This window comes from Pedobacter sp. (genome assembly GCF_031119335.1).
GTDB lineage: Bacteria > Bacteroidota > Bacteroidia > Sphingobacteriales > Sphingobacteriaceae > Pedobacter.
Genome location: NZ_JAVHXT010000006.1, coordinates 1 through 12295, shown reverse-complemented (window position 1 = coordinate 12295; position 12295 = coordinate 1). Strand labels below are relative to the sequence as shown.

General features: G+C 39.5%; 6 protein-coding genes. All 6 read left to right on the top strand.

Annotation, left to right across the window (positions count from 1 at the left end):
- The first annotated feature begins 75 nt into the window (after positions 1–75).
- Genes REI64_RS08200 through REI64_RS08175 form a run of 6 tightly spaced genes read left to right on the top strand, consistent with a single transcriptional unit; the run spans position 76 to position 12166 of the window.
- The gene (locus tag REI64_RS08200; protein ID WP_308849627.1) at positions 76–3246 is read left to right on the top strand and encodes a TonB-dependent receptor; all 3171 of its coding nucleotides are present in this window, start codon (positions 76–78) and stop codon (positions 3244–3246) included.
- A 10-nt stretch (positions 3247–3256) separates the two neighbouring features.
- The gene (locus REI64_RS08195) at positions 3257–4921 is read left to right on the top strand and encodes a RagB/SusD family nutrient uptake outer membrane protein (RefSeq protein ID WP_308849626.1); all 1665 of its coding nucleotides are present in this window, start codon (positions 3257–3259) and stop codon (positions 4919–4921) included.
- Positions 4922–4949: 28 nt separating this feature from the next.
- Entirely contained in the window at positions 4950–7967 is a 3018-nt protein-coding gene (locus REI64_RS08190; RefSeq protein WP_308849625.1) for a TonB-dependent receptor, read from the top strand.
- Between the two features lie 14 nt (positions 7968–7981).
- Entirely contained in the window at positions 7982–9613 is a 1632-nt protein-coding gene (locus REI64_RS08185; RefSeq protein WP_308849624.1) for a RagB/SusD family nutrient uptake outer membrane protein, read from the top strand.
- 47 nt (positions 9614–9660) lie between these two features.
- Positions 9661–11073 (top strand): glycosyl hydrolase family 28 protein, encoded by a 1413-nt coding sequence (locus REI64_RS08180; protein WP_308849623.1) that lies wholly within the window; start codon positions 9661–9663, stop codon positions 11071–11073.
- A gap of 22 nt (positions 11074–11095) precedes the next feature.
- The gene (locus REI64_RS08175; RefSeq protein ID WP_308849622.1) at positions 11096–12166 is read left to right on the top strand and encodes a discoidin domain-containing protein; all 1071 of its coding nucleotides are present in this window, start codon (positions 11096–11098) and stop codon (positions 12164–12166) included.
- The last annotated feature ends 129 nt before the right edge of the window (positions 12167–12295 follow it).

Genomic DNA, 12295 nt, shown 5'->3' with positions numbered 1-12295 from the left:
AAATTTACTCTACCACAGAGGGATGAATACCACTCGGTGATAAAAAAAATTATAAAGCTTCAATTTGTTTGGCTTTTGGCTTTAACACCATTAACGCAAGCCAATGCAGCAAAGAAAAATGTGGCGGCAACTAAAGGGAGATTTGAAGGCCATTCTAATTCGAGGACTAATTTTGTCGCCATTAGAGTTACCGGAAAGGTAGTTGATGAGAAAGGTTTGCCAATGCCTGGTGTATCGGTAAGATTAAAAGGTAGTGACCTTGTTGTTATTACAAATGGCGATGGGGTATTCAATATTAGCGTTCCAGATAAAACTGCTGTTTTGGTTTTTTCGTATACCGGGTTTACCTCGCAAGAAGTAACTGTAGGTGAAAAAACGCAGTTGAACATCATTATTAAGGAGCAGTCTAGCGATCTTAACTCCGTAATTATTGTAGGTTATGGTACCCAGAAAAAGAAAGAACAGACGGCTGCTATCAGTACTCTATCGGGCAAAGATATTGTGAAAACGCCGGTAGCTGATATCACCAATTCACTGATTGGGCAGGTTCCGGGAATTATTTCGCGTCAGGCAAGTGGAAAACCTGGGGAAACTGCTTCTACCATTTATGTGCGTGGGCGAGCTTCGGCAAACTCGGCAGCATTGATTATTGTTGATGGAATTGAAAGGGAAACCTTTGGTAATATCGATGCCAATGAAATAGAATCAATCAGTGTATTAAAAGATGCTTCTTCTACTGCGCTCTTCGGTATTAAAGGTGCAAATGGGGTAATATTGGTAACTACCAAATCGGGTAATTTGGGTAAAACAACTATTTCCTACTCTGGTGGAATGGGATTGACCAGCACTACCGGCTATCCTGAAGTGCTTGAGGCTTTTCAAAGTGCAAGCTTACATAATGAGGGAGAGGATAACCTAATTAGAAATGGACTTCTAGATATTAATGCCAAATTTTTTACAGCTAATGATTTGGAGACATTTAGAAGAGGGGATGGAGATCCTTTGCTGTATCCAAATGTAAACTGGTATGAAGCAATCACCAGACCCAACTGGATGAGAACGCAACACAACCTTAATTTTTCTGGGGGATCTAATAGAGTAAAATATTTTGTATCAGCGGGCTACCTGTTTGAAGATGGTATGTTTAAAAACTACGAAACACCATCTGGTTATAAGACAAATGCAGATTTTAATCGCTATAACTTTAGATCTAACCTAGATTTTACACTTACCAAAACCACTAAGGTTAGCCTAAGGCTTGCGGGAAGACTAGAGCAAAAGTTGGGAATGAGAGGTTTTTTTGGAGGAATTAGACCAGGTGGTACAGAAGAGTTTTTTGCTCGTATCATTGCCTTGCCTTCGTGGGGTTTGCCTTTTTTTCCAGAATATACCAATCCACAAACTCCAGAACAACGTATTCTGGACGATACCTATAACCACATTACAGATTTTGGTAGACTTGGCTTAAACACGCCTAATCCTTACGCCATGTTAACCCGAGCAGGTTATTTTGAATCGGACAACAATGCCTTTGAGAGTATTTTCGTCTTTGATCAAGCGCTTGATGCGGTTACCAAAGGGCTATCGTTTAAGGTGACGTTTGGTTATGATGCCAACATCTTAAGTCTGAGAACACAAGAAGGACGCTACAGTGAATACGAACTCAATAAAACCAATTCCACATTAACTCTTAAGCCCGGAACTTATGACGATGAGTTGGCAGCCATACAAGTAAGTAGAGATGGCTACCTAAAGTCTAATTTGCAGGCTGGATTAAACTATAATAGGGTTTTCGGAAAACATAGCGTATCGGTAATCACCGTAGCACAAAGAGAACTTCGCCGCATAGCCGGAGCCAATGCACCTTATGCTAATCAAGGGGTGGTGCTAAGTACAAAATATAATTACAACAATAAATACTATGTAGAAGCCAATGGATCTTACAATGGTTCAGAAAATTATCCTAAGGGAGAAAGATATGGGCTTTTTCCTGCAGTTTCTGCAGGTTGGACCATTAGTGAGGAAAGCTTCATGGACAATGTCAAATGGCTCGACTTTCTTAAAATCAGAGGTTCATACGGGCTTATCGGATTTGGAGGTGTAGGTGGTAGGTTTCTTTATTTAGATGCCTATACCAATGGAGGGGCTTCTCCAGGTAATCTAGGTGGCAATACCAAGCCAAACACGCAGGTTTATTTTGGAAATCCAAATTCTGCAGTGCTCAATCCAGTGGTGTTCCACAGCCAGTTTGGAAACCCAAATGTTACTTGGGAAAAATCAATCAAAAGAAATCTTGGCTTTGAATTGCAGGCATTTAAAAACAAACTTTCCCTAACCTTTGATGTATTTGATGAAAAGAGATACGATATTTTGCTTGGAAGAGTAAACTCAACCTCTGCTATTTACGGAGAAACTTTACCTCAGGTTAATTTTGGTGAAAATAAAAACCAAGGCTTCGATTTTGAGATCAATTACAAAAATAATATAGGTGATTTTGGCTACGGAATTAATTCCACGTTTACCAAAGCCAAAAACAAATACGTGATTGTTGATGAGGCGGCACAATTGCCAGCACATCAAAAATTGGCAGGTACCTCTATAGGTCAATTTATAGGCTATAAAGTGATAGGTTTTTACCAAGATCAGAATGACATTAACAGCAGTCCTGTTAATAACGCTACCGCTAATCCGGTTATTCCTGGAGATTTAAAATATATGGATGTAAATGGTGATGGGATTATTGATAGAAACGACCGAGTGCCTGTTGGCGGTACTGATATTCCCGAAATTGTATATGGTTTTTCTCCAAGTTTTAGCTATAAAAATTTCGCCGTATCGGTATTGTTCCAAGGTGTAGGCAAGGTAAGCTCCAATGTAAGGGAAATTGGTGGAGGTCGTTTGAACTATTTTGCTCCCCAACTGGGAAGATGGCAATCGCCAGCTGATAATGAAACAGCTACCTGGCCTGTTATGAAACCCAATTCTCTTACCGGAAACCCAAGTTACGAACTTAACTCTTTCTTATTGAGAGATGCCAGTTACCTTAAACTCCGCAACATAGAAATTTCTTATCAATTCCCAGTTGCTTTAGCTAAGAAGATGAGGGTGCAGAATTTCAGGATTTTTGCTAATGGACAAAATCTCCATACCTGGACCAATTTTCCAGGGCTAGATCCAGAGATTTCGGCCAATACCAATTATCCACTAACTAGGGTGTTCAACTTCGGACTGAATGTTCAATTTTAATCCAATTGCTATGAAACGTTTTATATATATATCACTGTTGGTTTCCATATCTACCTTCTCTTGCCAAAAAGATTTCTTACAGAGAGATACTGGCGTGCCAATTTCGCAAGAAGATGTCTTTAAAAATCCACTTTTTGCTAGTCGATTTGCAGATAATACTTATAATTTTCTGATCAATGATTATTGCCGTTTAGCAGGGTCGCCCAATGTGTTTATGGGAACCACTGGTGAATTTACGGATGAAGCCGTATTTTCTGGAGGAGACCCATCTGTAGTTACCATGAACAAAGGTAATTACCTAAATCCTTCAGCTACTGATGTAGTGGTACCCTATACGCAAATGTACCAAGGTATCCGTAACGCCAACACCATGTTGGCTAACATAGATATAGTGCCTTGGACAATGGAACAAAACCCCGCTTTAATTAGGGCACAAATGCTTTTTTTGAGGGCTATGTTTTATTTCGAACTCATCAAAAGATATGGTGGTGTAGTGCTTTTGGATAAGCCGTTAGCTTTAACAGACGAAACAGATTTGCCAAGAAGTACCTATGAGGAAACACTGGCATTTATCTTAAATGATATTAGGGCCGCCGAAACGCTTCTTGCTACCGAACATTTTAATACGATTTATACCCCTGGTAACGATTGGAATGCAGGTAATTTTGGGAGAATTACTCAAGGGGCATGTAAGGCGCTAAGATCTAGGCTGTTGTTGTTGGATGCAAGTCCGTTGCGTAATCCAAGTAATGACCTCTCTAAATGGACTGCTGCTGCAAACGCTGCTAAAGAGATTATTGATATGGGAAGATACGATTTGCAAGCTAGTTATAGCACACTGTTATTCGTGCCTACTTCACCAGAATATATCTTGATTACCGTTAGACCTCCCAGACCACTAACCAACGCCGCAGATCACATCATGTCGCCAGGTTCTGGTGGTGTGAGTGGAAAATTGAACCCTACACAAAATCACGTAGACCTTTATGAAATGAACAATGGCAAGCCGATTACTGACCCAACATCGGGTTACAACCCTGCAACACCATATTTAAATCGTGATCCAAGGTTTTATGCTAATATCCTTTATAACGATGCTCCTTGGCAAGGGAGAAGGATGGAGATGTTTGAGGACGGACGAGATTACAGAGGTTCTGCTGTAACCTACACACGTACACGTTATTACACACGTAAGTTGTGGCCAGAAGCACTTAGGGCGGGTAGTACCGCAACAGCATTATTAAACTTCATCCAATTTAGATATGGCGAAGTACTCTTGAATTACGCCGAAGCGCTTAACGAAGCACAAGGCCCTATAGATGATGTGTATTTCTACATCAACAAAATCCGTACACGTGCAGGTATGCCAAATTTACCTGCAGGTCTTTCAAAAGATGAAATGCGAGCAAGAATACATAACGAAAGGGCAGTAGAATTGGCATTCGAGGAACACCGTTGGTGGGATGTACTGAGGTGGAAAAAGGGTAAAGAGATCAACGAAGTTCCTGTAGAGGGTATGAATGTGGTAAAAACAGGAACAACATTCACCTATAATAGAGTTACACTAGACCAACTCTATCAAAGGGTATTTGTAGACAGAATGTACGTATATCCTATTCCTCAGGCAGAAATTATAAAGAGTAGAGGGGCTTTGGTGCAAACACCAGGGTGGTAATTATTTTTTAAGAACAATATTAAATCACATGAAAACAATTATAGGGCATAAAATACTAACTGTTTTATTGCTGTTTGCCATCAGCTCTGCTGCCTTTGCTCAATCTACACAAAAGGTAACCATAAAGGGCACGGTTAGGGATAGCAAAAACCAGCCTATTAATGGTGTTGACATCACCGTACAGGAAAAGGGCGAAATAAGTACTACCGATAATGATGGGAAGTTTGAAATTTCGGCGGCACCACAAGATATCATAATTTTTAAAAAGAAGGGTTTCTTGACAAAACTACAGCCAATTAATAATGAGGTTCAGGCCGTTAATGTAAAATTGGCTGAAGAATTAACTGAGGCTGGCGATGATGATGATGTGGAAATACCTTTTGGGGTACGTAAAAAAAGACAGGTTACCCAAGCGCTTACTGTAGTAAGGGGAGATATTGTACCTAATATTCCGGTAACTGATGTGAAGAACTTATATGCAGGAAGAGTTTCGGGATTGTATATGCAACAAACAAATACACTTCCGGGTAATGAGAGCACCTCTTTTTTAATAAGAGGAAGATCTTCGTACGGCACTACTGCCGCATTAACGCTTGTTGATGGTGTTGAAAGGGAGTTTGGCGATATGGATCCGCAAGAGATTGAAAGTATTACAGTGCTTAAGGATGCTGCGGCACTGGCATGGTACGGGCTTAGAGGTGGCAATGGTGCGGTAATTATTACTACTAAAAAAGGTAGTGCCAATCAATCTCGTATCAACTTTGATGCGCAGTACGGGGTACAGGCCCGCACCAAATTGATAGCACCACTAAACGCTTATGATTACGCTGCTGCCTATACCGAAGCTCAAATTAATGATGGAGTAGTAAACCGTAGGTACACGCCAGAAGTATTAGAGGCTTACAAAAATGGTATAAATCCACAATTGTATCCAAATAATAATTACATCGATCGTTTTTTAAATGAAACCGCTCCAACACAACGTTATGTACTCTCTGCAGATGGAGGAAATAATACCTTGCAGTATTTTGCATTGGTAAGCTATTATAATCAGCAGGGGTTATTTAGGGATACGAAAACTGCCGACTATAATAGCAATAACCGTTACGATAAGTTTAATTTTAGGGGAAACGTTACCTTCAATCCTAATAAGAATTTAACAATTGCTCTTAATGCAGGCGGCAGGATCGAAAATAGATTTGATCCTACAGATGGTACGGCAAGTATATTGAATAATATTTTCAACCTACCTCCAGATGCATTCCCTATTCTTAATAGTGATGGAAGCTACGGTGGAAATTCCACTTTTCAGACCAACCCACTAGGGCAGCTTCGTGACCGTGGTTATGTAAGCAATATAGATAGGGTAATGCTTGCTTCAATCAACGCAAAGCAACGATTAGATTTCATTACCAAAGGTCTGTCGGCCAATGTGCTTTATTCTTATGATGCCTTTGGAAGATACACTTCTGGTCTTGCCGAAGATTATCAGGTTTTTGATCTTACCGGAACTACGGGAGTACCTTCGGCGGCTTTCCGTACGCCAACGCCATTGGCCTATCGTGGTGCAACCTATACTTTAAATAATCGTAGAAACGAAATGTGGGCAGGTTTCGATTATGATCGTGTTTTTGGCGACCACTCGTTCAATGCATCAATTCGTGGGCAGAGGTATGCAGATGTTAGCCCAGACAGGTTGGACTTTAGAAATCAGGGATTGGCAGCCAGAATTGATTACGGTTTTAAACAAAAATATTTCTTAGGACTTGTTGCAGGTTATTCTGGCTCAGAGAACTTCGATCCCAAACAACGATATGGTTTTTTTCCAGCCATTTCTGGTGCTTGGATAGTTTCGGAAGAATCGTTCATGAACGGGATCAAGAATACGCTTAGCTACCTTAAAATCAGAGCTTCACACGGAACTGCCGGAAACGGTCAAATAGGAGGTTCTAGATTACCGTTCCAAAGTTTTTACAGCAGAAATGCTACGGGTGGCGGGTATACTTTTGGAGAAGCCTTTTCAGCAACCAATGTGGCTACAGAAATTTCGCTCGGAAACCCAGTAATTACTTGGGAAAACATTACCACTACTAACGTTGGTTTAGAAACCAAATTTTTTAATAACGCACTTTCTTTTACGGTTGATCTTTATAAAAATAGACGTGAAAATATCCTAACTGCGGCAGCATTGCCAAGTTTATTGGGCCAATCTATTAGCCAGGTTAACGCAGGTATTGTAGATAGTAAAGGAATCGAATCTTCTTTTAACTACAATAAGCAATTGGGCAAGTTTAACATTTCGCTTAACGGAAATATCTTGTTGTCAAAAAATAATGTGGTGGTAGAAAATGGTCAGGAAGGTGTACCCGAATATCAATCTACCATGGGAAAAATAGCGGGTTCTGTATTGCTTTTCCAATCGGATGGTCTGTTCCAAAACGAGGACGAGATAGATGCCAGTCCGAGGCAAACTTTGGCAGGTACTGTTAAACCAGGTGATATTAGATATAAAGATATCAACGGAGACAATATTATTGATAACCTGGATAGGGTAAGAACAAATGTTACCGATCTCCCTAATACCTATTTTGGCTTTGGAGGTACTGTAAATTTCAAAAACTTTGATTTTTCAATCCAGTTTGCCGGAGTGTCTGGCAGAACGGTTAATATCCAACCTTATGTTAACGGAGGTCCTTCTGCCTTTAATCAAGAGAGCTTGAAAAGATGGACACCCGAAACTGCAAACATAGCTGTGTATCCGCGTTTAGGTATTTCCGATCGTGGCAATAATACCGTAATGTCTGACTTTTGGATGCGCTCAATGAATTTTGTACGCCTTAAATCACTTGAGTTAGGAGTGAAGATAGCTCCCAATTATTTGAAGAAATTCGGGCTTCAAAATACCAGGTTCTTTATAGGAGGACTTAACCTGCTCACCTTTACTAATCTTGAGCTAAACGTTGATCCGGAAATTCCAGGTGCAGGAAGAGGTAGCGCCTATCCTTATATGAAAACCTACACACTAGGATTAAGTACAAGTTTATAATGACTAATATGAGAATGAACAAAAAAAGAGCAATACTATTGCTGTTGGCTATTTTTTCGGTTTTTTCAGCTTGTAAAAAAGATTATTTGTCTTTCGATTACAATGATGGAAATATTACAGGGGAAGATGTTTGGGCATCTGATTTACATACCAGAGGTTTTTTGAATAATTGTTATGGAGGAATGCTCGCCCGCTATGACCTTGGCGATGGCTCGCTATTGGCTGCGGCTAGCGACGAGGCCGTAAATTCTAACCCAAACGGCGCAATTGTTGTTTTTAATAACGGTACTTGGGGTCCGCTGCGCACTATTGATGATCAGTATGCTAATATGTACAACCATATCAGACGTACAAATCTATTTCTTGAAAATGCAGCAACAAGCGGTATCGCACCCATATCCGATATCCCGAAATTAATGGGCGAAGCTTATTTTTTAAGAGCATTGTACCACTTTGAGCTCATGAAAAGATATGGTGGTATCATCATCGCTAATAAATCATTTAATCCGGGAGAAGACCTTAACCTGCCAAAAAATTCATTTGAGGAGGTGGTTAATCAAATTGTGGCCGATTGTGACGCTGCAGCCGCTTCGTTACCAGATGTAACCGCCGATCTAAGTTCAGAAAACAAAGGTAGAGCAACTAAATCAGCGGCTTTGGCCCTTAAATCTAGAACGTTGTTATATGCAGCCAGCCCATTAAATAATGCAGCTAATGATGCCGCTAAATGGCAAAAAGCAGCAGATGCTGCAAAAGCTGTAATTGATATGAACAAATTAGTGTTGTTAACGCAGGCCCAGTTACCTAATCTATGGAATTACACTGCACTTCCTTTTAACGCCGAAGTGATTATGGCTACTACTGCCAATAATATCAATTCGGTGGAATTGGCAAATGCACCCATTAGTTATAATGCTGGTAGAGGCAGAACAAACCCTACACAAGAATTGGTAGATGCTTTTGAAATGAGAACAACGGGCAAGCCAATTTCCGACCCTACATCGGGTTACGTAGCTACCAATCCTTATGCCAATAGGGACCCACGTTTAGCTCTGTTTATTGTTACCAATGGTTCGACCTTTAAATCTGTTAACGTAGAAACTTTTGTAGGCGGAAAAGATAACAATGTGAACAACGGAAATACCACTAAAACAGGGTATTACATGCGTAAATTTTTAACCGAGGCCAATTTCTGGGGTACAGGTACGCAAACTCTTTCTAGAAAACCTTGGGTGCTTTTCAGGTATGCAGAAATACTATTGAATTATGCCGAAGCATTGAACGAAGCGCAGGGGGCAGTGCCAGAGGTGTATACTTATGTCAATATGGTAAGGAATAGGGTAGCAATGCCTGCTCTACCTTTGGGTCTAACCAAGGAGCAAATGAGAGAGCGTATACAAAATGAAAGAAGGGTAGAATTGTGCTTTGAAGACCATCGTTTTTATGATGTGAGAAGATGGAACAAGGGTGTCCAATATTTTAATGTGCCTGTATCTGGAATGAGAATTACAAGATCAGGCTCTACGCTGACTTATCTACGCTTCGAAGTAGAACCGAGGGTATTCTCTGAGAAAATGAACAGATTTCCTTTTCCACAAGCAGAACTTAATCGAGCAACTAAGCTTGTTCAAAATACCGATTGGTAATCTTTTTTAGCTATGACTCCACCATTAAAAAAATAATTTTTAACGATATGAAACATACTTTTCTTTTACTTGCCATTGCCGCTCTGTTCATTATTTCTTGTTCTAAATCGAAGGAACCAGATGTTCCCGCTCCTACGGGGCCAGTTGTCCCAGCTAATGGATCTATCAGTATTATGGCTTATGGGGCTGTGGCCGATGGAAAGTTCGATAATACGGCTATCATACAAAAGGCAATTTTCGATTGTTCGTTAAAATCTGCTACTTTGATATTCCCTAAAGGTACTTATTATACCAAACCTTTGTTTTTGGCTTCTAATGTTACCCTTAATCTGGAGGAAGGTTCGATCATCTTGGGTAGCCCCAATAAAGCAGATTACGATAAGGCTTTTCCGAATGCGGGAGCAATAGAAACTTCTGCACTCATTTACGGGAAAGATATTCAAAACGTAACTATTAAAGGCAAAGGTAAAATTGATGGGCAAGGAGGTAGCCCTAGTTTCCAGTTGGGAAATGGCGTAGATGGAAGACCAAAGTTGATGTTGTTCGTTCGTGTCAAAAATATCAATGTTGAGCAGGTAGAACTTACTGGGTCGGCTTTTTGGACGGCGCACTTTCTATTATGCGATGGGGTGAAGATTAAAGGTATCAAACTGTATGCCCACAGTAACTGGAACAACGATGGTTTGGATATCGACTCTAGAAACGTAGAAATTTCTGATTGCTATATTGATGCTGATGATGATGCTATTTGCCTTAAAAGTGACCGTGATGCCGTTGTGGAGAATGTTACCGTAACCAATTGTATTGTTAAGACCAATTGTAACGGTATAAAGTTTGGTACGGCCTCTAAAAATGGGTTTAAAAATATCAATATCTCAAATTGTAAGATAAGTGCAGGCTCGGTAGATAAGTTTCGTAAGTGGAGAAACAATTCATCTTTGTCTTGGCTTGGCATAACAAAAGACATTACCGCTGTTTCGGGAATTGCACTAGAAGCAGTTGATGGAGGAACCATTGACGGTGTTAATATTTCTAATATTGAGATGGTAGATGTTCAGAGTGCAATCTTTATCAGATTGGGCGATAGAATGAGATCTTTTTCTACAAACATCAGCTCGATTAAAAATGTGACTATTTCCGATATCAAAGCCACAGCAGAAAGTAAACTATCTTCATCTATTACAGGTGTTCCGGGTGGAATTGTAGATAACGTGACTATAAAAAACGTACAAATGACAGTACAGGGTGGTGGTACAACGGCCGATGCCAATGCCAACGTGCCAGAGGTTGCAAATGGATATCCAGAAAACAGGATGTTCGGCGTGGTTTTACCTGCTTATGGCTTTTATGTGCGCCATGCCAAAAATATCACTTTCGATAATGTAATCACTACAAGAGTAAGAGCCGATGCACGGCCAGAATATAAGTTCGATAATGTAACAAACTATGTAATTAAATAATGTAAAAATTAAATCTAATAACATGAAAAAATACTACAAATCATTTTGTTTACCTCTTTTTTTTACACTTTCATTAGTGTGTTTATTTTCAAAAGTGGGTTATACGCAAAATATAGCTTTGGGAAAAACAGCTACGGCAAACAGTACCCAGAATGGCAATATTGCTTCAAATGCGATTGATAATAATACCAGCACCTATTGGCAATCTGGTGCGAGTTTTTCAGCTAATATTTATGTGGATTTTTTAGCTTCTTACAATTTTTCACAAGTGTCAATAACATGGGATGGGACAAATAACTATTCACAGAAAGTATATATAGAGTGTTCAAATAACGCATCTACATGGGTTAGGGTTGATAGTGTCATGAATGCCTCTTTTGATGCCAACAACGTTGTTGTCCCTAGCTCCAATGTAAAGCCAACGTCACCAAATGTGATAAATATTACCAATCCCTTAGCTAAAGGAAGATATTTGAGGTTAATCTGTCAGGGAAGAGCCAGTAGTTCTCATAATATTGCAGAAATTGATGTGAGAGGAACATTGACAATTTTGCCTGTAGAACTGTCGAGATTTAATGCAATTTCACAAAACGGAGGGAAGGTTGATATTTCTTGGGCGACAGCCTCTGAAACAAATAATGATTACTTTACAATTGATAAAAGTAGTGATGGCAAAGATTTTACCAGACTTGCGAAAATTTACTCATTAGGATCAGGTGGTTATGATTACTTTTCTGTAGATAAAAATCCATTTGCTGGGAACAATTATTATCGTTTAAAGCAGGTAGATAAAGACGGTACAGAAAAGGAACTTGGCATTAAAGTGGTAAATGTGATGTTAAAAAACTCAGGTTTGTCCATCTATCCAAATCCAGTTAAAGGAAAATCATTTACTTTGAATTTACCTGAAAATTCTGAAGAAATTATCAATTTGGAAGTATTAACCTTAGCTGGTAATAGAATCTTTAAGCAGAAATACAAAAAAGATAGCAACAATCTTAAAGTTAATCTAGATCAAAATATAAACGAGGGAATCTATTTATTAAGGGTAAATAACCAGGCAACAATTAAGTTGGTTGTTGATAAGGAATAGGCTGTTGGAGGTTTATTAAAGGATAGATTTTATTAAACCTTTAGAAGCTGTTAAATTTCAGTAAAACTTTTTACTTGTCAGTATGAGCTTGTCGAAGACTACTTGATGAAGAATGTTTCGACGAGCTCA

Bases quoted from the DNA above. Each gene is read 5' to 3' on its own strand.
- REI64_RS08195 (WP_308849626.1), top strand. From the start codon at position 3,257: ATGAAACGTTTTATATATATATCACTGTTGGTTTCCATATCTACCTTC.
- REI64_RS08190 (WP_308849625.1), top strand. From the start codon at position 4,950: ATGAAAACAATTATAGGGCATAAAATACTAACTGTTTTATTGCTGTTT.
- REI64_RS08185 (WP_308849624.1), top strand. From the start codon at position 7,982: ATGAACAAAAAAAGAGCAATACTATTGCTGTTGGCTATTTTTTCGGTT.
- REI64_RS08180 (WP_308849623.1), top strand. From the start codon at position 9,661: ATGAAACATACTTTTCTTTTACTTGCCATTGCCGCTCTGTTCATTATT.
- REI64_RS08175 (WP_308849622.1), top strand. From the start codon at position 11,096: ATGAAAAAATACTACAAATCATTTTGTTTACCTCTTTTTTTTACACTT.